Source organism: Cycloclasticus pugetii PS-1, assembly GCF_000384415.1.
Lineage (GTDB): Bacteria > Pseudomonadota > Gammaproteobacteria > Methylococcales > Cycloclasticaceae > Cycloclasticus > Cycloclasticus pugetii.
Genome location: NZ_ARVU01000001.1, coordinates 134,512 through 156,498 on the forward strand (window position 1 = coordinate 134,512; position 21,987 = coordinate 156,498).

Consider the following 21,987-nt stretch of genomic DNA (forward strand, 5'->3'; position numbering starts at 1 on the left):
TGATTATGGACGTGCAATGTGCTTAAAAGAAACTTGGTTTCTACCATTGTTCTTTGCAGAGTAAAGAAGTTCATCCGCTTCTTTAATGAGATCGTTCTCGTTATTTTCCTTGTTTGGGTGCATTGTTGATAATCCTATGCTGGCAGTTAAGATAGGAAGCGTTGGTGCTTTTTTATTAGGAATATTTAAAGAAAGAATCTCATCAAGTAATTTACTAAGCAAAACCTGTGCTTTATCTAAACTAGTGTTTCCATACACTATCGCAAACTCTTCACCACCATACCGAGCACATAGATCACTTGGCCTTGTGGCAAAGCTTTTTAGGACTTGGCCGATTGATTTTAAACAGCTATCGCCGGCCTGATGTCCGTAAGTGTCATTTAGTAATTTAAAATGGTCAAGATCAACGATGGCCAGTGAGATGGGCATCCCAAGGCGGCGGCATCGCTTCCATTCACTATCTAGAAATTCATTAAAGTATCGGCGGTTTGGAATATCCGTTAAGCCATCAATACGCGATAAATTGAGAACCTCTTCTTCGGCCAGTTTTCGTTCGGTAATATTTTGGTGTGAAATGACAAAACAGTGATCACCCTCTACAGTGAAGGGGGTCACGCGCATCATAAACCAGCGTTCTTCATTAGGGCTATGGCATGGGTATTCAAAGTAAAACTCTTTTTTATCGGCTGCTATAACCGATCTAATTCCGCTGGCAGCTTTGACGCCAAAGTCATCGCCCATAGCCGCTGCTTTATCGCATTCGCTTAAATAATTAACGCCGCTCCATCTTTCATCTATCAAACAGGCATTGTTTTGCCCAAATGAGCTCCAACTCTTATTTACAAATAAGATGTCGCCTTGACTATCTATCACCACAATATGTTCTGTAATGGTATCGAGAACAGATTTTAGGAAATCATAGGATTCAATCATCTGTTACCCCTATTTTTTTATAAGATAAAAACCAAACGAGGCGTATCATTCACCTTTTTATACTCTTTGCTCACTACGTTTTCCAAAATAGTGCCCAGTTACTGCCCCAACGAGAGTCCCTGAAAAAGTAAGGATTTCAGAAAAGTGAGGGTTTTTAGTAAGGCCAAAGGAGAAAATAAGAATAAAACAGAAACAGATAATGCTGATTGCTAATAAGGGCGTGGCTCGGTTATTCATTCGATAAGTAAGGGTGTCAGTTTTACCTAGTCCACCACAGGTTCCGCAGGCTAGCCCCATGTAGTTACCACGTTTCAGTTCTTGCTTTTTTACACAGGCAGCGCATGCGTCGCCATTCTCTCCATGGTTGCAAGTTCCTGTTCCTGAGCAGTGTGCGCAGTCATGTAGGTGATACTCTTCATTATTCATGTTCGATCATTCCTTAATCAACACTCTGTTTAAATTAACAGACGGCGCATTTTTGCGCCGTCCAAGTTAAATCATCCAGTTAGGCGTTGCCTATTTATGTGCGATGGGTTTGTCGGTAAATAGGTAGTCTTTTAGTTCTTTGTCCATCCTTGGGTCTTTTCTTCTAATCCATTCAAGAACCATGGCAGCATGCTCTTTCTCTTCATCTCGGTTGTGAGCAAGAATGGCTTTTAATTCTTCATCTTTGCATGCATCAACTCGTTGGTTATACCAATCTACCGCCTCAAGTTCTTCCATAAGGGAGGTGATGGCTCTATGCATATCTCTTGTTTCATCTGTAATTTCACTAATAGGTTCGTGATAGCCTTCATTTGACATATTTTTAATCCTTTTTTATTTCCTTAGTTTATACGGCTCCCCGTTAAGGGGTTTAACGTGGAGCCGCAATATAAATATCACGCTAGATCGAAGCGATCTGCATTCATTACTTTAACCCATGCCTTGATGAAATCAGCAACAAACTTTTTCTGGTTATCATCTTGCGCATACACCTCAGCGTAGGCACGCAGGATTGAGTTAGAACCAAACACTAAATCGACACGTGTTGCTGTCCACTTTACCTCGCCAGACTTACGTTCCTGTATTTCATACAGGTTTTTACCCGCTGGTTTCCAGGTATAACGCATATCCGTTAAATTCACGAAAAAGTCGTTACTAAGGGCGCCGACGCGGTCTGTAAACACACCATGTTGGCTATTGCCGTAGTTGGTGCCCATCACGCGCATGCCGCCTAATAGCACGGTCATTTCTGGTGCGGTAAGCCCCATCAATTGAGTGCGATCGAGCATTAATTCCTCAGCGGAAACAGCATAATCTTGTTTCAACCAATTACGATAACCGTCATGAATAGGTTCAAGGTCGGCAAATGAATCCGCGTCAGTCATTTCCTCTGTGGCGTCACCTCTGCCTGGCGCAAAAGGAACAGAAGCCTCTACACCGGCGGCACTAGCAGCCTGTTCAACACCCACATTACCCGCCAATACGATTAGATCCGCAATGCTTGCACCGGTTTCGCTAGCAATTGGCTCAAGCACAGATAGTACTTTATTAAGTCGTTGAGGCTCGTTACCTTCCCAATTTTTTTGTGAAGCAAGGCGAATCCGCGCACCATTGGCACCGCCACGTTTGTCTGATTGGCGGAAAGTACGCGCACTGTCCCATGCTGTTGCCACCATTTCGCTGATACTTAGGCCGCTATCTGCAATTTTTGCTTTAACAGCCTCAACATCGTAGTTGCTGTTGCCAACAGGAACAGGGTCTTGCCAAATTAAGTCTTCTTGTGGCACTTCAGGGCCGATATAGCGTGCTTTTGGCCCCATGTCACGGTGTGTTAGCTTAAACCAAGCACGAGCAAAGACCTCGGAAAAGTAAGCAGGGTCGTTGTAGAAGCGCTCAGATATTTTGCGATACTCAGGGTCCATTTTCATGGCCATATCGGCATCGGTCATAATAGGGTTTAGTCGAATAGAGGGGTCTTCAACATCAACAGGTTTATCTGCTTCGTCAATGTCAATCGGTTCCCATTGCCATGCACCGGCTGGGCTTTTTTTCAATTCCCAGTCGTATTTTAGAAGCAATGAAAAGTAACCGTTGTCCCACTCAGTTGGCTTGGTTGTCCACGCACCTTCAATACCACTTGTTACCGTGTCACGTCCAATACCACGTGTTGTTTTGTTGTTCCAGCCTAAGCCCTGCTCGTCTACATCAGCCGCTTCAGGTTCCGCGCCCAACAAGGCTGCATCACCGTTACCGTGAGTTTTGCCAACCGTGTGACCACCGGCTGTTAGGGCAACTGTTTCCTCGTCATTCATTGCCATCCGCTCAAAAGTAACACGTACATCGTGTGCAGTTTTTAACGGGTCAGGTTTACCATCGACACCTTCTGGGTTTACATAGATTAAGCCCATCATAACTGCGGCTAATGGGTTTTCTAAATCTCGCTCACCTGAATATCGGCTATTTTCGTTGTCACTAGGAGCAAGCCACTCTTTTTCTGACCCCCAATAGGTATCTTTTTCTGGGTGCCAGATATCTTCACGGCCAAAGGCGAAACCAAAGGTTTTTAGGCCCATCGATTCATAAGCAATAGTGCCAGCGTAAGTGATTAAATCCGCCCAGCTTAATTTGTTACCGTATTTCTTTTTGATGGGCCAAAGCAGACGCCGCGCTTTATCTAAATTAACATTATCTGGCCACGAGTTGATCGGTGCAAAACGTTGATTACCGGTGCCAGCACCACCACGACCGTCAGCTATTCTATATGTACCAGCTGCGTGCCATGACATGCGGATCATCAATCCACCATAATGCCCCCAGTCGGCCGGCCACCACTCTTGGCTATCGGTCATTAACGCTAGCATGTCTTGTTTAAGTGCAGCGAAGTCAAGAGTTTTTACTTCGTGAGCATAATCGAAACTCTCATCTAACGGGTTTGTTTTGCTGTCATGTTGATGCAATATGTCCAGATTAAGGGCATTAGGCCACCATTTCATATTTGATGTGCTGACCTCTGTTGCACCACCGTGCATGACGGGACATTTATTTTCTGACATAAAGTATTCCTCAAGTTATTGGTTAGTCGTTACCACCTTAGGAGGTGGCGTGAACAAGCATCTAATAAATCCATCTATATGTATAGTCGATTGATTATATGATCACGATAGCTTTTATCTATTTGACGCATTAATTAAATAGATTCCTGCATAACCCAATGTCTTGCATAAGCTTTAATTTACAAGATACGGTTTTCTCCCCTTCGTTTTACAAGAATTTTCAGTCATATATTTACCAGCATAGACCTTTAATTATTTTTTCAACAGTAAAGATACTATTTTTTTTGTCATCCTGTGCGCGTTTAGTCATAATTTTGCAGGGCAATAACACAAGGGCGTTATTGTTTTTAGCCGATTGTTATATTTATTTTTTCTTTCGTAGGTCTTTTACTAAATATGAATTGCCCGGCCCTCGTTTGAGTTGAAACAAATCGATGGCTTTAAGAAGGCTGCTGAGGTTTTTATAACCGTAGTTTCTTGAATCGAATGATGTTTTATTAGAAATATGTGCGCCGACGGGGCCAAGGGCCGCCCATCCATTATCTTCTTCAGTGGCCTCAATGGCCTGCCGAAGTAAATTTATTAACTTGGTGTCAGACTTAATAGTCTTTGTTTTTGTTTGTGCGGTATCGTTGTTATCAGGTTTTTGATCTAAAAATAAAAACTTAGAGCACGCGTTAACGAAAGGAGAGGGTGTTTTTCGCTCACCAAATCCTAATACCACTTTGCCTTCTGCTAGGGCACGAGTAACCATTGGTGTAAAGTCGCAATCAGATGATACAAAGCACATAACATCTATATCTTTCGTATACATGACATCCATTGCATCAATAACCAAGGCTATATCAGACGCGTTTTTTCCTTTCGATAAATCATATTGTTGAACTGGCTGAATAGCATATTCATGTAAAAGGTCCTCCCATGCCTTTATAGAGGTTTTTTTCCAGTTACCATATGCTTTTCTTATGGTGACTACGCCGTATTTAGCAACCTCGCTAAGCACATCTTCAAACTTACTAGCGGGCGCATTATCAGCATCTATAAAAAGAGCAATCTTTTGTTTTGAATCATCCATTCTTTTTACCTTGTTAATAGTTTTTAATAGCTAGTACTGCCAATAAAGTTTGTTTGGCTTAGTTAGCGTCGTGTAGCAATCGCTTGTCATTAGCGTGTATGCTCGGGAAACAGTATTGGCCAAGAATCTTGAGAACCGGCAAACAAACTTAGGCTGTTTGCTGAGAGTTTTTCGCATGGTTCTGCAGCAAACTCTTTAGCTACGTGTGCAGACACTGGGGAGAAATAAATGTTCACGTCGCAATGCAGGCGACCTTCCGATTCATGTCGAATAAAGGCAGCCATTTCTTTTGGTTTGCCGGCCTGAGTATACGCTAACAATAGGTGTTGGTTGATTAACTCTAGTTGATCATAGGCCAACATGGCATCACCAAGGTTTTTTTTGAACCAGTTTTTCATAAGGGTCTTGAGGCTAATGTATTGTTGTGCGTTAGGGTTTTAGGGTATACCTTTTCTCTTAAGTTCAGGAGCTTTTGACGTATTGGTAAACTCAATTTTAACGTCGAAAAAATTGGGCCTTTTTAATGCCTGCTTGATAATGGATGAAGGCATTAGCTATGCCAACAAACCTCAAGCAGACGAGGTGGCTCAAATAAAAAAAACTGCATAGCCTTGAAGGTAGTATTTAGCAAACCATTTGTAGTGTTGCTTTAGGTTTTACGGAGAGCGAAGCCAAATACGAATCGAGCCTATCACGTCAAGGAGCGTTTCGCTGTGAAGGTTTTGTTTTGAAATCAGTGATTAAATGATGAGGGTCAATGTAGGCACGTTGTTCCCTTGCGGCTTCGGCCCACCAAACTAATTGTTTGATGGTTCGGTCAAAATAATCGAACCATGAGTCATTATCGACCTCTGCTTGCGCAGCCCCGGTTTTGGTGAAGACTTCTTGTGCTTTAGGTACATGTATCATTGCGGAAACAGGCAAACAGCCCAGTTCTGATAAATACGTACGCATTCCAATGGCTGCACGCATACCACCCCATTGTCCTGCGGAATAGGTAGCGATCGCACTTGGTTTGTAGGCAAACAAAGAGCTGCCAAAGTGATTCAACAGGTTAGCAAGTGCGGGGCTCATAGAATGGTTATATTCAGGGCTAACCATAATAAAGCCATCAGCACTCTCAATTTTTGTCGCTAAATCATTGAGTTCATCAGGGGCCTTGTTTTCTGGGTAAGCAAAATGAGGCTTAAAGATAGTATCAAGCGAATAATCTAAAACATCGATCAACTCTATTTCATGCTTTTCATATCGGCTTTGCAGGCAGGTTAGCACCGCCTTAGCTACTCGAACACCCAAACGCGCAGGCTTCGGAGGCGTGCTATCACGAACTGTGCCTAAAAAAACTAAGAATTTCATATCAACCTCTACTTGATGCTAGCTATGGAGCATAACGCTTGGTTAAACAGGGCGTGCGAAAATCATTTGTGAGATTATTTAACTCAAACATACAAAAGCATAAGCCGCCAGCGCAACGAGCTGACGGCTTATGTGGTTGCTGTTTTAATCGGGTAGGCTGGTTAACTAGCTTAGTATTTACCCATTTCCAACACGGTGGATGCAGTCACTTTGTCGTCTTTAACTGCTTTGATGGTTACGTAGTATTCATTATTCTTGCCTCCAGAACACGGTGGCATATAAGCGCCTGCTTTATCCCAACTTGGGCTGCGATGCGCTTCGATTAATGTAAACTCTTTAGGGATATCGAACGTATGGCCAAGAACAGAGGGGACTTCCACCTGACTTTTTTGTGGATCAATCATGAATTTAATTATTCCATGTCCACCGTTATCCATTACCTCGTAATTACGATCACTGTACTCCAGAACCAACGCGTTAGATTCCGCAGGGATTTCGCTAACAATTAGCTTAGGTGTTGCTGGGTTAATACCGCCAAATTTCTGACATTGTTGTCCTGTAGGCACTGTAACGCCATCCCATGATTTATCAGCAAACTTGGCATCCAGAGCGAATGCGCTAGTGCTGGCTAAAAAAGTGACTGCTAAAGCGTTGAAAAATTTAAATTTCATAATAATGTTTGCTCCTAGTGTTGAGTGTAAAGAGTGCAGAAATATTTTTTTTCTGTCTTCTGCCTTTGTGACGCTAACTGCCGAATTTGATGCACCCACTTAAGATAAATGAAATTGTTGTCGCCCCACTTGGTCATTCGCAGGCGGCGTGTATTGAGGAGCACCATCAGTTAGGTTTATCATAAAAAAAGATGCGTGTCTACCCATCGTAGTTTGCTGTATAGGCAGTGCTGAGTACTTACGATTAGCGACAGATGACGTGCACAACGGCGTCCATTAGTAGGCGTAAGCTGACTTAAAACTTCACTTGGCAAATTTTGGAACAGAACAATTATTTTAAACGTTCGATAACCACCACAGCAGTAAAATTATTAGCGTGATAGCAATAATGGCTTTCGTTCTATAATGCTTTATAAGCGCTTCAGCTTTATCCCCCGCATAATAAACAACGGCGGCTAAACCAACATACCGTAACGATCTGGCTATTACTGTGGCTAGTAAAAATAAAGCCAAGGAATATTGCATCGCTCCTGCAGCGAGCATGGCCACTTGAAACGGAATAGGGGCAACACCAAGGGACATAACAAACCAAAAACCCTGGGTTTGCATATGTTGTTTTACATTATCGAATTGCTGCTGGTTAAAAAAGGTATCAATAATCCATTGTCCGGCCATATCAAAAAGGTAATAGCCTAGTGCGTAGCCAAAACAGGCCCCAATAACACAGCCAATAGTAGCCATCAGTGCAATTTTCCACAGCGAATCTCGTCTGGCCTGCATCAATGGCGCCATAACAGCTTCAAGAGGGATAGGCACAATCGTCGATTCTAAAAACGAGGCAAAGGTAATGCTTTTAAGCATGTGTTGTGAATCGACTAACTTCTGAGTTTTCTGTTCAACTTCTTTACTAAAAGGCATGTAGTCCTTTATGCGATTGTATGGAGACCCTTGGGTTTTTATTAACAAAAAGGCCAAGTTCTATATAACAATAACACTCTAAACCAAGGAAACGGGGTCAGGTCTTGCAATCACGCATCTCCGCTTTTTTAATGGCTCGACTAACCGTTGAATAATGCACATTAAACACATCAGCAATGTCTTTCATTAAATAATCACCACTGACATATGCACTAACGATTCCCTCGTCACGTGAGGAATAATTTTTCATATACCAGTTTAAAGGTTTAGCTTGCGCCCTACGCTGTACTCTTGGAACTTCTCTAAGGTCACCTTCTCCAGCAATGTCTTCAATTCGTGTTAGCGCCTTATCAACAAATGCATCGTCACCTAAAAAAACTTGTCGCTTCAAAGCAGCCCATATTGGCGACAGGCCAACGCCCTCACGGACAAAGTTTTCATAATTAATGACGGCAGTTTTTCTAGAATGACCAAAATGGTTTAATATCCAGTCCGTTTCCAACCAATCTGAACTAGAAACAACACCGATCATCGCCTGATAACTACTCCATTTCCAGTCCGACAAATCTGTTACCATTCCCGCTCTAATTGGGTTTAGTACAACATAACGTGATAATTCAAGTAAGTAAGCATCTTTTTGAACAAGAATAGCCTTAAATCGCCCCTGAAAAACATGACCAACACGCCCATGCCTTCGATTAGACTTTTGGGTAAATACTCCATTCAGTTGGCGCATCCCTTGTGACAAATTCCCCTCAATTGTTTCAATAACAATATGGTAGTGGTTATCCATCAAACACCATGCATGGCATCGCCAATTAAACCGATGACAAACCTGAGAAAAAACCTCTAACCAAATCAACCTATCTTCATCGTCAACGAAAATATCTTCACGTCGATCACCACGAGAGGTCACATGATAAAGCGCACCCGCATATTCAATTCTTATTGGTCTAGCCATAAACAGACCCTATCAACACAAATGCATGATTGCAAGACCTGACCCCCTTATTTTTCTTTTGAGCGTTTTGTTAGCTTTTAATGTTAAGTGAGTCCCTAATTTCTTTTTCATGAAGAATGCCATCATATTTAGAGGCTATGTTTAAAAATTCGACATTTATTCTTTCTTTAAGAGGCCGCAAATTACTGTTTATCTTTACCGCATGGCCACCCCATTCTTTCTGGGTTTTACCTTGGGACTTCAAGTCATCTATAATTTTAGAGTGATAGTCAATTTTTTCTTGGATTAGTGATGCGGAGTGAATAAGAGAGTTTATTTTTCCATTCTTAATTATTTCCTTTTTCTGTAAATGTAAAGCCCAAACCGCTATAGCTAAGGCAATAGTTCCAATTACTACTTCTATATACTCCATATATCCTCTATTTGTGGAAGCTAACGCTTAGGGTAAAGCGCGCGGGCTTTTTCCGCGTCGCCTTTGACCCACTTGTTATACGTATTTCGTAAGGGCATTATTAACATAATTATAAGCCTGATTAACATCCTCTATATTAGCGGAATAATTAATATATTTATAAAGAAATTCTAATGCAAAGTATCTTTTTATTTCTGTATATTGATTAACCATAGGGTGATTTGAGTAACCATAAATGGGTTCTGAAAATTCTGGAAATTGATCTATTGTGATGTCGAAAATCAACCCATCAACTTCAACCCAAAAATGGCTTTCTGATTCTTTATCTTTTCCATGAATCACCTCAACGGATAAATCAGGAAATTTCTCTATTAAAATCCACGCTAACAAGCAAGAGGAGCCTTCACATGAATTATTAGGGAAGCCATAAAAGAAAGGAAGTCCGATTTTTTCCTTTTCTTTTGCAAATAGTGACCTGATAAATTTTGACAGCTTGATGAGATCATCCATGCTCACCGGCTCCTTTACGTATAACTAGTTATTAAGGGGAATAAAAACTCCCTGTAATTTCTTTACTTATAAGGAATATAATTCCCTGTAATGCGATAATCAAGAAAAAACAGGAGGTAATTTACGTTATGTCCAATTTCAATAGCCCTTCAGAGAATAAGTCAATTTTTCGACCACAATCCAAACGTTTAATGGATCAGGTTCGAGAAGTTCTTCGGTATCATCATTATGCCTTGCGTACTGAAGAGTCGTATATCAAATGGATCTTAGCTTTTATCCGTTTTAATAATAAAAGGCACCCTAACGAATTGGGTAAGGCTGACATTGAGGCATTTTTGTCAGATATGGCACTGAATAAGAACTATTCGGCCTCTTCTCAGAATCTTGCAATGAATGCGATTGTTTTTTTGTATAAAAAGGTTCTTGATATGCCTGTGGCGGAGAATATTTCGGCGGCACGATCCAAAAAACCAGTGCGAATTCCTGTTGTTTTGAGTAAAGGTGAGGTGGTTGAGCTTTTAAAACATATGCGGGGAGTGAGGGGTTTGATGGCTCGTTTAATGTATGGTGGCGGCTTAAGGGTATTGGAGGTGTCGCGCTTACGGGTACAAGATATTGATTTTGCTAATGGCTATCTTATGATTAGAGATAGCAAGGGTGGTAATGAGAGAAAAACACCTTTGGCGGCTACGGTTGTAACGGATTTAAAGTTACAGCTAGAAAAAGCCAGGTCATTATTTGAGAAAGATCTTGCAGCGGGTGAAGCGAATGTTTACTTACCGGGTGCGCTGGCTAAAAAATACCCTAAGGCAGCTTCAAGTTGGGAGTGGCAATATGTATTCCCATCTAAGAATTTATCAGTCGACCCGCGAGATGGTGAAATAAGGCGTCATCACCTTAATGAGTCGGGTATTCAAAAATCTATTCGTGAGGCAAAGCAAAAAGCCAATATCAATAAAAGAGTCACGAGTCATACCTTAAGGCATTCGTTTGCGACACATTTGTTGGAAGCCGGTACAAATATTCGCGTGGTGCAAAAATTATTGGGCCATAAAGATGTTAAAACCACTGAAATTTACACCCATGTATTACAAGAAAACATGGATGGGGTGATTAGCCCCTTAGAACGTTTAGAGGGATTGAATGAATAGAAAAAACACCGGCGCACAACGCATTGTGTGCCTAACTGAAGAAACCACCGAAGCCTTGTATTTAATGGGAGAGCAACAGCGCATTGTAGGTATTTCGGGCTTTACTGTGCGCCCCGCGATGGCCCGTAAGGAAAAGCCTAAAGTGTCGGCATTTACCTCGGCTAAAATTGATAAAATTTTGGCCTTAAAGCCGGATTTGGTGCTGGGTTTTTCCGATATGCAGGCGGATATTGCAGCTGAACTTGTTAGGGCTGGTTTGCAGGTGCATGTGTTTAATCAGCGTTCAGTGGGTGAAATTTTTACCATGCTGCATACCTTAGGCGCGTTGATTGGTGAGCCTGAAAAAGCGGCGGTGCTGGTGAACCAATACCAGCAAAATATTAAACAATGTGTTGAGCAAGCCAGTGGCTTTAAGAAAAAACCGAGCATTTATTTTGAAGAATGGGATGACCCATTAATTTCTGGAATTCGATGGGTGTCTGAGCTGGCTGAAATAGCAGGGGGTGTGGATTGTTTCCCCGAGTTATCAAAACAAGGGGGGGGTAAAGATAGAATTATTGCCGACCCTAAGACGGTGATTGACCGCGCGCCGGATATTATTATTGGTTCGTGGTGCGGTAAAAAGTTTCGACCAGAGCGAGTGGCTGAGCGTGAGGGCTGGGATGTTATTCCTGCGGTAAAAACGAATCAACTGTTTGAGATTAAATCGGTGGATATTTTACAACCGGGGCCAGCTGCGCTGACCGATGGCTTGCGTCAGCTACAAACTATTATTAACAACTGGGTGATGCTATATGGATAAGGTGCTGTATTACGTACACGACCCAATGTGTAGTTGGTGTTGGGCATTTAATAAAACATGGGCCGCAATACAGTCTAGTTTGCCCAGCTCTATTGAGGTACGTTATTTATTAGGAGGGCTTGCGCCAGACAGTGACCAGCCAATGGCTACCGACTTGCAAGAGAAAATTAGTGAGGGCTGGTATCGCATTCAGCAGCATGTTCCAGGTACCGAGTTTAATCACGACTTTTGGACTGTTTGTAAGCCACGGCGCTCAACGTATCCATCATGCCGTGCCTTAATTGCTGCAAGAATGCTGGATAGAGCAGCAGAAAAGCCGATGCTATTGGCGATTCAACAGGCGTATTATTTGCACGCTAAAAACCCAGCCGATGACGAGGTGTTAATAGAATGTGCTGGCGAGATAGGGCTTGATCAAAGCGAGTTTTCGGCCTTATTGAATCACTCAAGTACTCAGCAGCAATTATTGATGGAAATAAAATTGGCTAGAAGTATGGGTGCCAGTAGCTTTCCAAGTATCGTGTTACAGCAGGGCGAACAGACCCGGTTGTTACGCTATGACTATAACGACCCACAGGTACTATTAAATCAGTTAAGCTAACACGGTAAAGCCGAATAAATAAAAGGAACAGTGATGATGGAGCTTGAGTTGGTTTATTGGCACTGGTTAGTGCTGGGTATGTTGCTGGTGGGGTTTGAGATTTTTGTGCCCAGTTTTACAGTGCTATGGTTTGGTTTGGGTGCTGTTGTTGTGGCTGCTTTTTTGGTCTTAGTACCCTCGTTAACGCTCGGTTGGCAATTGTTTATTTGGACCATTTTTTCGGTTGTTTTTGCTGCGGGCTGGTTTAAATTTTTGCGCCCCAAAATGATCGATCGTACTAAGGCGGGTATTACGCAAGAAGCGATTGCAGGTGAAACGGGAATGGTGATTAAAGCGCCCAGTGAAGCATCGCGTGGGCATGTGCGTTTTACGACCCCTATTTTGGGTGATGATGAATGGGAGTTTATCTGTGAAGACCCTGTGATAGTCGGCGATAAAGTGATGATTAAAGAAGCCTCGGGTAATACGCTTGTGGTTAACAAAGTAACGTAATTTAAAAAAAGGAGTTAACAATGGAAGGACTTATTGTAGCGGCGGTATTTTTTGGGCTAGTGTTCTTAACGGTTGCGATGGGGGTTAAATTGGTGCCCCAAGGGTCTAAGTTTGTTGTGCAACGCCTTGGTAAGTTTCATAAAACATTAGGGCCGGGGTTAAATTTGGTGGTGCCATACATAGACCAAGTTGCCTATCGTGTTACCACGAAAGACATTGTGTTGGATATTCCCTCCCAAGAGGTGATTACGCAAGATAATGTAGTGATTATTGCTAATGCGGTTGCGTACATTAATATTGTGGCGCCAGAACGTGCTGTGTATGGCGTGGAAGACTATGAGCTAGCCATTAGAACCTTGGTACAAACGTCGCTTAGGTCTATTGTGGGTGAAATGAAGTTGGATGATGCATTAACCTCTAGAGAATTAATTAAAGCACGTTTAAAAGAAGCTATTTCAGATGATATTTCAGACTGGGGGATTACGCTTAAAACCGTTGAAATTCAAGATATTACCCCATCTGGCACAATGCAAAATGCAATGGAAGAGCAAGCGGCTGCAGAAAGGCAACGTCGCGCAACGGTGACTCGGGCAGAAGGTGAAAAAGCCGCTGCCGTTTTGGAAGCGGAAGGTCGTTTAGATGCATCAAGACGAGATGCAGAGGCGCAAGTAGTATTGGCAGAAGCGAGTAAGTTGGCTATTACTAAAGTAGCTGAAGCGATTCAAGATAAGGAATTGCCGGTGATGTATATTCTGGGTGAGAAATATGTCGATGCAATACAAGATATGTCAAATTCAGATAACGCAAAAACCATTTTGCTACCGGCAGATTTGCCGGCAGCAATTAAAGGCATGTTGGGTGGGCGTTAAGGCTTATTGAATAACGCGAACTTTGCCAGAGGCGCTGCGAATCAGTTTGACGTGGTCGCCTTTTCTAAACATAACGTTTTCGTTAACTTCTTGTACAACGGATTGTACTTGGCCGTTATCGAGCTGAATAGTAATTTGCACGCCATTGGCCTTGTTATACATAGCCTCGGCTTTGTTGCCGACAATACCACCGACAACTGCGCCCGCCACGGCTGCGGCAGCACTGCCTCGACCGCTACCAACACTGCTGCCACCAATGCCGCCAATTAAACCACCGGCAATTTTACCGACGGCGTTGCCTTCTGAATCGATGGTGACTGGCTGAAGATCAAGGATGATGCCATTTGTGACGTGTAAGGTTTGATTAGCTTCACTACGGGTGTAGCCTTCGCTGGATGGGCCATATGGGTTGGGGCCAGCACAAGCGATTAATAGTAAAGATAAGGTGATTGGAAGTAGCAGCTTCATGATGTCTCCTTTTTTTAAAGGCTGTTGTAAGTCAGAGTACAAAGATCTCTGGTTGGTTCATTTCTTTAAGAGCGTATTAAGGTTTAAGGTACCTTCTTTTACAAAGGGTAAGCTGTACATAGAGGCAGGAATGTTAACGGTGCCATGGCTGACTTTACCGGTTAAACGAAAGTGTAAATCAGTCTTGTTAGTGCCAGAGAGTGTTTCTAGTTGTCTGATTACGCCCAATGTATTGCTGATCAGAGAGACCGTTAGGTAGGCTTCTTGATAAGGCAATATATTGACCGATTGGCTGCTGACCCCGTGCGCAAATTCTGATCCATTAATTTCTAATTGATAACTAAGCCCTTTAATGAAAAACGGGAAGTCGTTTGTATTTTGAATGCGTAAGGTTAATGCGTATTCTTGCTCTAGCAGTTGTGCGTTAACCAGTTCAATATTATTAAGGCTGATTTGCGGTGGTTGTGCATGATAGGTAATACCGGCGCAACCTGCCAAGGTTAGTAGAGCTATAAATGGAACTAGAAGTTGGTGTGTAAGGAAACGCATGGTTATCTCCGTGGCGGGTTTTAATCTTATGCTAGGCAGAAGCTAAAAGAAAGGGTTAGAACAAAAGAGTATCTTGGCCTTCTTCCCAAGCTGGGTATTTGTTCATAATGCTAGTAAACAGTTCAGAAGAAAGATAGTGTTCAAACCAGCGCTGCAAATACGGGTAAGGGGTTTGCTTGAACCAATCAATGTCTACATGCGCAAACTGGCGAATAAAGGGAAAAATGCCAATGTCTGCAATCGAGGGTTCATCGTCCAGTAGAAAAGAATGCGCTGCTAATCGTTGATCTAAAAGGCTAAGAAAAGCCTCAGCTTGTGTACGATAGTGCTCCGCTGAGAAGTCGGGAAATCGATCAGCATATTTATAGTGATCGAGGTGTTGTTTAAATTCATTATCATTCAGTGATACTAGGCGGTTAGCGTCTAAAACCCGCGCCGAAGAACCCCTTAGGGACTGGCTATCGTTTATTGATGTTGCCCAGTGCACAATTTCCCAGCTTTCATCAATGACTTCACCAGTGGGTAACTGAAGCACAGGCACAGTTCCTTTAGGTGAGATCGCTAACATGGCAGGTGGCTTGTTGCGCAAGACAACTTCACGCAAGATCACCTTAATACCAGCGTGCTTTATTGCTAAGCGGGCTCGCATGGCATAGGGGCAGCGACGAAATGAATATAAAATGGGCGTGTTGGCTGTAGAGGTCACGTTTAGTGGTGGTGGCCGCCTGCGCCATGAGCATGCCCGTGTGAAATTTCTTCTTGTGTGGCGGCTCGAACATCAACAATGTCAATGTCAAAGTGAAGCGTTTGTCCTGCAAGGGGGTGATTGGTGTCTACCTTAGCCATAAATTTACCCACTTTTACGACGTTGACTTGGTGCTGACCTTTTTCAGTTTGCACGGTGGCAATCATGCCTGGACGCCATTTTTTAGCGCCCATTAAATGTTTGACTGGAACGCTTTGAATTGAATTATCTAGACGTTCGCCATAACCATCTTTTGGTTCAACACTGACGCTAAACTTATCGCCTGCTTGTTTGCCTTCAAGTGCTAATTGAACACCACGAATCATGCCGCCATGACCTTGTAAATACGCGATGGGTTCTTGAGCCGAAGAGCGCTCAATAATTTCTTGTTCGTCATTTTTTAAGATGTAGTTAAATCGTACAACGGTGTCTTTAGTAATCTGCATGGTTAAAAGTTTGTGGTCAATAAATAACAATTTTAACATTCAAGTTTGCCTCACGGTGTAAACTTCATGGCATGAAAAAAATTGATCTTCATTCGCATACCCTTATTTCTGATGGGACATTAACCCCCAATGACTTGGTTGAACGGGCGAAAGCAAAGGGTGTTGAGATGTTAGCCATTACTGACCATGATACGGTAGATGCTTATGAGCAATTGTCGCCAGCCAGTTATGACGGCTTGAAGATTATTCCTGGTGTTGAACTGTCAACGCAATGGCGAGGGGTGGGTGTTCATGTTGTCGGTTTGAACTTAAGCCTCGATAGTGCATCGATTAAAGAAGGGGTCGCTCAGCAGGGAAAAGCACGGGCTGATCGAGCACAGATTATTGCCAAACGGTTAACTAAACTGGTTGGCCCCATCGATTTTAATCGGGTTAGTGAAATTGCTAACCATAGCCAGATTGGGCGGCCCCATTTTGCACAGCATCTTGTTGAACTCGGTGTGGTTAAGAATATCTCCACGGCGTTCAAGAAATACTTGGGAGATGGAAAGCCGGGCGATGTAAAACAATGCTGGGCAGAGTTACCGAACATTATCGACTGGATAGTAAAGGCAGGCGGGGTGGCAGTATTAGCGCACCCACTGAAGTATAAAATGACATGGACTAAGCGGTCGGCGTTATTGGATGATTTTATTGCAGCAGGTGGTAGAGGGATGGAAGTTGTCTCTGGCCAGCAAACCAAGCAAGAAACGGACAGATTGGCTAGGCTGTGTGTTGAAAAAGGCTTACTGGCTTCGTGTGGCTCGGATTTTCATCAATCGAGTCAGTGGAGTGATATTGGTGCAATGTCAGCATTTCCAACGGTATGCAAACCGATTTGGCTAGACTGGTAAGCGCTTAGTAACTGTTCAGTCGAAACTCGATTTTTTGCTTATAGGTGGAAAGAGAGTTGAATTTGCTAGCAGGAAATCGCCACGTTTGAATTGTTTTTAAGGCAGATCGGTCAAGGGCAGATGAGCCAGAGCTTTGAATAATAATTGCTCGGGTAACACGCCCATCATTAGCCACTGAAAGATCAAAAATAACCGAACCTTCAACGCCTCTTCGCCTTGCAACGCTTGGGTATTTTGGCTTAGGTTGATAGGTTGGCTGTGGCGACATAAAAAGGGCTGGTTTTTTAACCGGCGATGGCAGGGGAGAAGCGACCTTTTTGGGTGTTACTTTAGGCGTTGCAGCGGGTGCCTTTTTTTTGACCACTTTCTTGGGCTTTGGGCTTACTTTTTTTGCTGTAGCTGCCTTTGTGACAATTTTTTTCGGTGTTACTTTCTTTGGCTTAGGTTCAGGCGGTTTAATGGGGGTTGGCGGAGTGATAGGCGTTGGCACAGCCAAAGAAATACTTATTTTCTTAGTGGCAATGCTGTCAATATCATCGCTTGAAAAAATACCGGTTTGATAGGCAAGAGCCACAACAATGGCATGAGCTACAAACGAAATAAAGACAAATAGCAGCACTGACTTTGGCTTGTAAATAACCGACCCCCATGACTGTGCCACGCTACTCACGAATTATAATCAGGCTTTTTCAGGGTCCATTGATAAAGTGACTGTTTGAGTACTTGGTTTTGCAAGTCGCTTATCAATAACATTTTTTAGCGCAATAAGTAGGCCTAAACCAATAAAGGCTCCCGGCGGTAAAATAGCGAGCAAGAAGCCTTCGTAATCGCGAATGACATAAATGACCATGTCTTTAGCCGCGTCTCCAAACATTAAATGAGCGTTTGCAAATAAAGTTCCAGAGCCAAGAATTTCACGTGCGGCGCCTAGAATAACTAAAGCGGCAGTAAAGCCAAGCCCCATAGCTAAACCATCTACCACGGATGTACCAAGAGGGTTTTTGGATGCAAAGGCCTCTGCGCGGCCAATAATGGAACAATTGGTCACAATCAGTGGAATAAAGATGCCAAGTATGAGGTATAGCTCGTAAAAGAAGGCATTCATGAGCAGCTCAATGGCGGTGACAATGGAGGCAATAATGAGTACAAAAACGGGCAACCTAATTTCGCTACCCACTTGTCGCCGAATAATAGACACAATAGCATTGGATAATACGAGGGTGAGGGTGGTTGCCAGCCCAAGACCTAAACCGTTAATAACGGTATTACTCACTGCCAGCAAGGGGCATAGCCCTAGTAGAGCAACGAAGGCTTGGTTGTTATCCCAAAGACCATTTTTTAAAATTTGTTTGTAACTATCCATTGTTAGTTGCTTGGGTAATGGTTGTTAATGTTTCTTGATTGGCTTGATAATATTGTAAGGTTCTTAACACTGCTTTAACGACGGCTCTAGGTGTAATAGTAGCGCCAGTAAATTGGTCAAAACGACCTCCGTCCTTCTTAACCTGCCATAAACGGCTTACAGGGTTGTTTAATGAACGTCCATTAAAGCCGTAGATCCAATCACTCTTGTTGGTATCAATGGCATCGCCTAGCCCCGGTGTTTCGTGATGTGAGACCACGCGAACACCAATTAGTTCGCCATTCGCTCGAATAGCCACCAATAGTTTGATAGAGCCATTGTAGCCATCCGCTGCAGTCGGTGAAGCAATGATGGCCATCAGTTGGTTGTTTTTGATGGCTTTATAAATAGTGACTTCGTGTTTATTTCCAAAGGCGCTTGGGTCTACGACTTGAAGTGTATCTGTTAGCAGGTCGTTATCATGAAGCGTTTCAGGGACTAGCTCACGTAGGTTTTGTAAAATAAATAAGCGCTCATTATCTGCAATTTTTTCATGTGTTATCGAATAAGTGAGCGAGACAAGCCCAATGCCAATTAGCGAAAACAAGCCGAGCACCCAGCCAGACTTTAGAATTGATGTTTTATTATTAGCCATATTAGTGGTGCCCATAAACGCGTGGAGGCGTGTAATGGTCGATCAGTGGAACGGCCATATTAATAAGGATAACTGCAAAAGCAATGCCTTCGGGGTAACCACCCCATGTGCGAATAATGTAAGTGAGTAAGCCAATTAAAACGCCATAAATAAAGCGGCCCTTTAAGGTCGCGGCTGCGGTAACCGGATCGGTAGCGATAAAGAAAGCACCGAGTATGGCGCCACCGCTAAGCAAGTGAAACAACGGTGATGGTGTCACGCTAGGTTCCAGTAGGTAGAAAGCAACGCTGATGGTGAACAAGCCACTTAACAAACCGACAGGAATATGCCAGCTAATGATTTTTTTAAATACTAATAGAAGGCCGCCCACAAGGTAAGCAATAGACACCCATTGCCAGCCTTCACCTGACAGACTACCAAATATAGATGATGAGCGTATTTCACCGATGGTTTGATTCAGGCTGAGCTGCGTCTTCATTTCATCGAGTGGTGTTGCGGCGGTTATTGCGTCAATTAGTGCTTGTTTAGGTTGTTGATCTAGAATAATGGGCAGTAGATCAGTAAAGCTGCTATCGGCAGGTAGCATTGAATAGGGCAGCATCCAAACGGTCATGCTTTTTGGAAAAGAAACCATCAAGACGGCAAAGGCAACCATCGCTGGATTGAACGGGTTATAACCGAGCCCGCCGTATAAGTGTTTGGCAATAACAATAGCAATAAAAGTACCTATGCACGGAATCCACCATGGTGCGATGGTGGGTAAGGCAAGTGCTAAAAGTACGGCAGTTACTACGGCGCTTAGGTCAGACAGAAAAGGGAGTACAGGCCTGTTACGAAGGTTCAACATGACCGCCTCAGTGATAACGGCGGTGGAAACACAGATAATAATATTGCTTAAAACGCCTAGGCCAAATTGCCAAATCATCGTAATGATGCCCGGCACTAATGCAATAAGAACCCAGAGCATCATTTTCTGAATACTATTTTGCGGTTCAATAAAGGGCGCGTTAGAGGTTAAAAAATGCACAGTTTAGCCCTCGTCTGGTGTTGGGTTTTTCTTGGCTTTTGAGCGACTAACAGCAGCATCAATTTCTTCCTTAGCAGGTTTGTTTTTTAACGCTGCTTTCTTTTTGCGAGAACGTTCTGCGCGTTCTGCTTTCTCACGAGCGATACGTTCTTCTCTTGCTTCAAAGCGTTCACGGGCCACATTTGATAAATGCTTTTCATGTTTTTGTACTTTTAAGGCACTTTTTGCATATCGAAAATGCTGTACCAATGGAATATGGCTGGGGCACGCGACATCGCAACAGCCGCACTCAATACAATCAAATAAATTTAGTTTTTCAGCCTTTTCTAGCTGCTCAGAACGGCTATACCAATACAGCTGTTGTGGGAGTAGCGAAACCGGGCATACGCTGGCGCATAAGCCGCAGCGAATACAGGGCATGGCTTGTTTTTCGGTGACTACTTCTTGTTTGCTGGCAACTAGAATACAGTTGGTTGCTTTGATAATGGGGATATCGTCGTTTAACAACGCAAAGCCCATCATTGGACCGCCCATAATTAAGCGTTCGGCAAATTTTGTGTAGCCATTGCAAATATCAATCAGTGCTTTAATAGGCGTGCCTAATCTAACCTCAAGGTTATGAGGTTTATTAACCCCTTCTCCGGTGACGGTGATAATTCTTGATGTTAGCGGTTTACCTTCAATAACCGCCTGTTGAACGGCGTAAACAGTACCAACATTAATAGATACAATGCCAATGTCCGCAGGAATTTTGCCGCTGGGAACTTCTTTACCCGTTAGGGTTTGAATCAGTTGTTTTTCGCCACCTGTTGGGTAGATAGTTGGAATTTGAACGGCGCTAATAATGCTGTTTTGGTGCTCGGCTATGGTGCGTTGAACGGTCTTAAACGTGTCGGGTACATTGTCTTCAATAGCAAGAATCGCACGCTTTGCGCCGGTCATATGTAGCAGAATTTCAATGCCTTCTACGATGCGATCGGAGCGCTCTTTTAATAGCCGATCATCGCAGGAGATATAAGGTTCACACTCGGCACCGTTTAAAATTAAAGTGTCGATTTGGATAGCTTTGCTTTGCGTGTTAAGTTTGATCGCGGTAGGAAATGCGGCGCCACCTAGGCCAACAATCCCAGCTTCACGAATCAGTTGAACCAGTTTCTCAGCCGATAACTGTTTGAAGTCAGCCTGAGGTGTTGGCGTTACTTCGGTATCGAGGCCATCAGTTTCTATTGTTATAGAGGGCGCAGAAAAACCAGAAGGGTGGGGGATTAGGTGGTCGGCAATGCTTATTACAGTGCCAGAGCTGCTGGCATGAATCGGTGCGCTGATCATGCCTTGCGCTTCAGCTATTTTTTGCCCACGTAGCACAGTGTCGCCAACGTTAACCAGCGGTTTTGCAGCATTACCAATGTGCTGGCCTAAAGGGTAAATTAAGTGCTTTGGTACAGGTGCTATTTCAATGGGTAAGTTGACCGACTCATTTTTATGGTCGGCAAGCGATGGTAGACCACCTTTAAATGACCATAGTTTCATGAGTTTTTCTCTTCAGAAGATTTAGGCTTTTCCCACTCCCAAAGGGACAAGGTTGTTGCCACAGGCTCCATTGTTATGCACTCAACAGGGCAAGGGGATACGCACAATTCACACCCCGTGCATTCTGCTTCGATAACGGTATGCATATGTTTGGGTGCACCTAGAATAGCGTCTACAGGGCAGGCTTGAATACAGAGTTTGCAACCAATACAGGTATTTTCATCAATAACCGCCACTAAGTTTGCTTTTTCAACGCCGTTTTCTTCGTTGAGTGGTTTGGGTTCAACCCCTAATAAGTCTGCAAGGGCGATAATGCCTGCTTCGCCACCGGGTGGGCATTGATTGATGTCAGCATCACCATTGGCAATAGCTTGTGCGTATGGTCGGCAGCCAGGGAAGTTACATTGACCGCATTGAGTCTGTGGTAAGACAGCATCAATTTTATCAACCAGTGGGTCACCTTCTACCTTAAAGCGAATAGCGGCATACCCAAGAAGGATACCAAGTGCGGCGAATAAAATAATGAGTATAAAAAAAGACATG

28 protein-coding genes are annotated in these 21,987 nt (G+C 43.3%); 6 read left to right on the top strand and 22 right to left on the bottom strand.

The features are described 5' to 3' along the window. Positions 1-3: 3 nt before the first annotated feature. The 12 genes from CYCPU_RS0100630 to CYCPU_RS0100690 form a co-directional block, all read right to left on the bottom strand. The gene (locus CYCPU_RS0100630) at positions 4-933 is read right to left on the bottom strand and encodes a sensor domain-containing diguanylate cyclase (RefSeq protein ID WP_020161653.1); all 930 of its coding nucleotides are present in this window, start codon (positions 931-933) and stop codon (positions 4-6) included. A gap of 57 nt (positions 934-990) precedes the next feature. After that, positions 991-1,359 carry a hypothetical protein gene (locus CYCPU_RS0100635; RefSeq protein WP_020161654.1) on the bottom strand — a complete coding sequence of 123 codons (369 nt, stop codon included), beginning with the start codon at positions 1,357-1,359 and terminating at the stop codon, positions 991-993. A gap of 90 nt (positions 1,360-1,449) precedes the next feature. After that, a complete protein-coding gene (locus tag CYCPU_RS0100640; RefSeq protein WP_015004937.1) occupies positions 1,450-1,737 on the bottom strand; it encodes an encapsulin-associated ferritin-like protein in 288 nt (95 codons plus the stop codon). A gap of 77 nt (positions 1,738-1,814) precedes the next feature. Then, complete coding sequence (katG, locus tag CYCPU_RS0100645; RefSeq protein WP_020161655.1) at positions 1,815-3,971, bottom strand: catalase/peroxidase HPI; 2,157 nt, start codon at positions 3,969-3,971, stop codon at positions 1,815-1,817. Between the two features lie 364 nt (positions 3,972-4,335). After that, entirely contained in the window at positions 4,336-5,046 is a 711-nt protein-coding gene (locus tag CYCPU_RS0100650) for an NYN domain-containing protein (RefSeq protein ID WP_015004939.1), read from the bottom strand. Between the two features lie 89 nt (positions 5,047-5,135). Continuing rightward, positions 5,136-5,444, bottom strand: coding sequence for a hypothetical protein (locus CYCPU_RS0100655; protein WP_020161656.1), 309 nt, complete (start codon positions 5,442-5,444; stop codon positions 5,136-5,138). A 298-nt stretch (positions 5,445-5,742) separates the two neighbouring features. After that, a complete protein-coding gene (locus CYCPU_RS0100665; protein WP_020161657.1) occupies positions 5,743-6,402 on the bottom strand; it encodes an NADPH-dependent FMN reductase in 660 nt (219 codons plus the stop codon). Between the two features lie 170 nt (positions 6,403-6,572). Continuing rightward, positions 6,573-7,073 (bottom strand): hypothetical protein, encoded by a 501-nt coding sequence (locus CYCPU_RS0100670; RefSeq protein WP_020161658.1) that lies wholly within the window; start codon positions 7,071-7,073, stop codon positions 6,573-6,575. Positions 7,074-7,409: 336 nt separating this feature from the next. Next, the gene (locus CYCPU_RS0100675) at positions 7,410-7,991 is read right to left on the bottom strand and encodes a YqaA family protein (protein WP_020161659.1); all 582 of its coding nucleotides are present in this window, start codon (positions 7,989-7,991) and stop codon (positions 7,410-7,412) included. Between the two features lie 97 nt (positions 7,992-8,088). Next, positions 8,089-8,952, bottom strand: a complete 864-nt coding sequence (locus tag CYCPU_RS0100680) for an REP-associated tyrosine transposase (protein WP_020161660.1) — start codon at positions 8,950-8,952, stop codon at positions 8,089-8,091. A 70-nt stretch (positions 8,953-9,022) separates the two neighbouring features. Further along, positions 9,023-9,364: a hypothetical protein gene (locus CYCPU_RS0100685; RefSeq protein ID WP_020161661.1), complete on the bottom strand. Its 342-nt coding sequence runs from the start codon at positions 9,362-9,364 to the stop codon at positions 9,023-9,025. 75 nt (positions 9,365-9,439) lie between these two features. Then, entirely contained in the window at positions 9,440-9,874 is a 435-nt protein-coding gene (locus CYCPU_RS0100690; protein ID WP_020161662.1) for a hypothetical protein, read from the bottom strand. A gap of 128 nt (positions 9,875-10,002) precedes the next feature. On the opposite strand from CYCPU_RS0100690, the gene CYCPU_RS0100695 reads away from it, so the two are divergent. From CYCPU_RS0100695 to CYCPU_RS0100715, 5 genes are read left to right on the top strand one after another with little or no spacing between them, the layout of a single operon-like run. Then, a complete protein-coding gene (locus CYCPU_RS0100695) occupies positions 10,003-11,025 on the top strand; it encodes an integron integrase (RefSeq protein ID WP_020161663.1) in 1,023 nt (340 codons plus the stop codon). After that, a complete protein-coding gene (locus tag CYCPU_RS0100700) occupies positions 11,018-11,827 on the top strand; it encodes a cobalamin-binding protein (protein ID WP_020161664.1) in 810 nt (269 codons plus the stop codon). The genes CYCPU_RS0100695 and CYCPU_RS0100700 overlap by 8 nt, the downstream gene beginning before the upstream one ends. Then, the gene (locus tag CYCPU_RS0100705) at positions 11,820-12,428 is read left to right on the top strand and encodes a DsbA family protein (protein ID WP_020161665.1); all 609 of its coding nucleotides are present in this window, start codon (positions 11,820-11,822) and stop codon (positions 12,426-12,428) included. The genes CYCPU_RS0100700 and CYCPU_RS0100705 overlap by 8 nt, the downstream gene beginning before the upstream one ends. 33 nt (positions 12,429-12,461) lie before the next feature. Further along, the gene (locus CYCPU_RS0100710; protein WP_232228498.1) at positions 12,462-12,920 is read left to right on the top strand and encodes an NfeD family protein; all 459 of its coding nucleotides are present in this window, start codon (positions 12,462-12,464) and stop codon (positions 12,918-12,920) included. Positions 12,921-12,940: 20 nt separating this feature from the next. Next, the gene (locus tag CYCPU_RS0100715; protein ID WP_015004956.1) at positions 12,941-13,789 is read left to right on the top strand and encodes an SPFH domain-containing protein; all 849 of its coding nucleotides are present in this window, start codon (positions 12,941-12,943) and stop codon (positions 13,787-13,789) included. Positions 13,790-13,792: 3 nt separating this feature from the next. Here the strand turns inward: CYCPU_RS0100715 and CYCPU_RS0100720 are convergent, their stop codons facing one another. From CYCPU_RS0100720 to CYCPU_RS0100735, 4 genes are read right to left on the bottom strand one after another with little or no spacing between them, the layout of a single operon-like run. After that, a complete protein-coding gene (locus CYCPU_RS0100720; protein WP_016390353.1) occupies positions 13,793-14,257 on the bottom strand; it encodes a glycine zipper 2TM domain-containing protein in 465 nt (154 codons plus the stop codon). Between the two features lie 57 nt (positions 14,258-14,314). Then, positions 14,315-14,806 carry an LEA/WHy family protein gene (locus CYCPU_RS0100725; protein ID WP_020161667.1) on the bottom strand — a complete coding sequence of 164 codons (492 nt, stop codon included), beginning with the start codon at positions 14,804-14,806 and terminating at the stop codon, positions 14,315-14,317. A gap of 55 nt (positions 14,807-14,861) precedes the next feature. After that, complete coding sequence (locus tag CYCPU_RS0100730) at positions 14,862-15,512, bottom strand: glutathione S-transferase (protein WP_020161668.1); 651 nt, start codon at positions 15,510-15,512, stop codon at positions 14,862-14,864. Between the two features lie 2 nt (positions 15,513-15,514). Continuing rightward, positions 15,515-16,036 carry an FKBP-type peptidyl-prolyl cis-trans isomerase gene (locus tag CYCPU_RS0100735; RefSeq protein WP_016390355.1) on the bottom strand — a complete coding sequence of 174 codons (522 nt, stop codon included), beginning with the start codon at positions 16,034-16,036 and terminating at the stop codon, positions 15,515-15,517. Positions 16,037-16,068: 32 nt separating this feature from the next. Here CYCPU_RS0100735 and CYCPU_RS0100740 point away from each other — a divergent pair, with 32 nt between their 5' ends. Beyond that, complete coding sequence (locus CYCPU_RS0100740) at positions 16,069-16,890, top strand: PHP domain-containing protein (protein ID WP_020161669.1); 822 nt, start codon at positions 16,069-16,071, stop codon at positions 16,888-16,890. A 4-nt stretch (positions 16,891-16,894) separates the two neighbouring features. On the opposite strand, the gene CYCPU_RS0100745 is transcribed toward CYCPU_RS0100740, so the two are convergent. Genes CYCPU_RS0100745 through rsxB form a run of 6 tightly spaced genes read right to left on the bottom strand, consistent with a single transcriptional unit; the run spans position 16,895 to position 21,986 of the window. Then, positions 16,895-17,551, bottom strand: coding sequence for an energy transducer TonB (locus tag CYCPU_RS0100745; protein ID WP_232228499.1), 657 nt, complete (start codon positions 17,549-17,551; stop codon positions 16,895-16,897). 18 nt (positions 17,552-17,569) lie between these two features. Then, on the bottom strand, positions 17,570-18,253 hold the full coding sequence (locus CYCPU_RS0100750) for an electron transport complex subunit E (protein WP_015004963.1): 684 nt from the start codon (positions 18,251-18,253) through the stop codon (positions 17,570-17,572). Further along, positions 18,246-18,887: an electron transport complex subunit RsxG gene (gene rsxG, locus CYCPU_RS0100755; protein WP_020161671.1), complete on the bottom strand. Its 642-nt coding sequence runs from the start codon at positions 18,885-18,887 to the stop codon at positions 18,246-18,248. Before rsxG ends, CYCPU_RS0100750 begins: the two co-directional genes overlap by 8 nt. Position 18,888: 1 nt before the next feature. Then, positions 18,889-19,914 carry an electron transport complex subunit RsxD gene (gene rsxD, locus CYCPU_RS0100760; protein WP_020161672.1) on the bottom strand — a complete coding sequence of 342 codons (1,026 nt, stop codon included), beginning with the start codon at positions 19,912-19,914 and terminating at the stop codon, positions 18,889-18,891. Positions 19,915-19,917: 3 nt separating this feature from the next. After that, the gene (gene rsxC, locus CYCPU_RS0100765) at positions 19,918-21,444 is read right to left on the bottom strand and encodes an electron transport complex subunit RsxC (RefSeq protein ID WP_015004966.1); all 1,527 of its coding nucleotides are present in this window, start codon (positions 21,442-21,444) and stop codon (positions 19,918-19,920) included. Then, positions 21,441-21,986, bottom strand: a complete 546-nt coding sequence (gene rsxB / locus CYCPU_RS0100770; protein WP_015004967.1) for an electron transport complex subunit RsxB — start codon at positions 21,984-21,986, stop codon at positions 21,441-21,443. Before rsxB ends, rsxC begins: the two co-directional genes overlap by 4 nt. Position 21,987: the final 1 nt, after the last annotated feature.

Coding starts and splice junctions, on each gene's coding strand:
- rsxC (WP_015004966.1), bottom strand. CDS start 21,444: ATGAAACTATGGTCATTTAAAGGTGGTCTACCATCGCTTGCCGACCAT.
- CYCPU_RS0100650 (WP_015004939.1), bottom strand. CDS start 5,046: ATGGATGATTCAAAACAAAAGATTGCTCTTTTTATAGATGCTGATAAT.
- CYCPU_RS0100635 (WP_020161654.1), bottom strand. CDS start 1,359: ATGAATAATGAAGAGTATCACCTACATGACTGCGCACACTGCTCAGGA.
- CYCPU_RS0100680 (WP_020161660.1), bottom strand. CDS start 8,952: ATGGCTAGACCAATAAGAATTGAATATGCGGGTGCGCTTTATCATGTG.
- CYCPU_RS0100675 (WP_020161659.1), bottom strand. CDS start 7,991: ATGCCTTTTAGTAAAGAAGTTGAACAGAAAACTCAGAAGTTAGTCGAT.
- CYCPU_RS0100640 (WP_015004937.1), bottom strand. CDS start 1,737: ATGTCAAATGAAGGCTATCACGAACCTATTAGTGAAATTACAGATGAA.
- CYCPU_RS0100665 (WP_020161657.1), bottom strand. CDS start 6,402: ATGAAATTCTTAGTTTTTTTAGGCACAGTTCGTGATAGCACGCCTCCG.
- CYCPU_RS0100630 (WP_020161653.1), bottom strand. CDS start 933: ATGATTGAATCCTATGATTTCCTAAAATCTGTTCTCGATACCATTACA.
- CYCPU_RS0100655 (WP_020161656.1), bottom strand. CDS start 5,444: ATGAAAAACTGGTTCAAAAAAAACCTTGGTGATGCCATGTTGGCCTAT.
- rsxG (WP_020161671.1), bottom strand. CDS start 18,887: ATGGCTAATAATAAAACATCAATTCTAAAGTCTGGCTGGGTGCTCGGC.
- katG (WP_020161655.1), bottom strand. CDS start 3,971: ATGTCAGAAAATAAATGTCCCGTCATGCACGGTGGTGCAACAGAGGTC.
- CYCPU_RS0100685 (WP_020161661.1), bottom strand. CDS start 9,364: ATGGAGTATATAGAAGTAGTAATTGGAACTATTGCCTTAGCTATAGCG.
- CYCPU_RS0100740 (WP_020161669.1), top strand. CDS start 16,069: ATGAAAAAAATTGATCTTCATTCGCATACCCTTATTTCTGATGGGACA.
- CYCPU_RS0100720 (WP_016390353.1), bottom strand. CDS start 14,257: ATGAAGCTGCTACTTCCAATCACCTTATCTTTACTATTAATCGCTTGT.
- CYCPU_RS0100695 (WP_020161663.1), top strand. CDS start 10,003: ATGTCCAATTTCAATAGCCCTTCAGAGAATAAGTCAATTTTTCGACCA.
- CYCPU_RS0100715 (WP_015004956.1), top strand. CDS start 12,941: ATGGAAGGACTTATTGTAGCGGCGGTATTTTTTGGGCTAGTGTTCTTA.
- CYCPU_RS0100690 (WP_020161662.1), bottom strand. CDS start 9,874: ATGGATGATCTCATCAAGCTGTCAAAATTTATCAGGTCACTATTTGCA.
- CYCPU_RS0100750 (WP_015004963.1), bottom strand. CDS start 18,253: ATGGATAGTTACAAACAAATTTTAAAAAATGGTCTTTGGGATAACAAC.
- rsxB (WP_015004967.1), bottom strand. CDS start 21,986: ATGTCTTTTTTTATACTCATTATTTTATTCGCCGCACTTGGTATCCTT.
- CYCPU_RS0100735 (WP_016390355.1), bottom strand. CDS start 16,036: ATGTTAAAATTGTTATTTATTGACCACAAACTTTTAACCATGCAGATT.
- CYCPU_RS0100670 (WP_020161658.1), bottom strand. CDS start 7,073: ATGAAATTTAAATTTTTCAACGCTTTAGCAGTCACTTTTTTAGCCAGC.
- CYCPU_RS0100705 (WP_020161665.1), top strand. CDS start 11,820: ATGGATAAGGTGCTGTATTACGTACACGACCCAATGTGTAGTTGGTGT.
- CYCPU_RS0100725 (WP_020161667.1), bottom strand. CDS start 14,806: ATGCGTTTCCTTACACACCAACTTCTAGTTCCATTTATAGCTCTACTA.
- CYCPU_RS0100700 (WP_020161664.1), top strand. CDS start 11,018: ATGAATAGAAAAAACACCGGCGCACAACGCATTGTGTGCCTAACTGAA.
- CYCPU_RS0100710 (WP_232228498.1), top strand. CDS start 12,462: ATGATGGAGCTTGAGTTGGTTTATTGGCACTGGTTAGTGCTGGGTATG.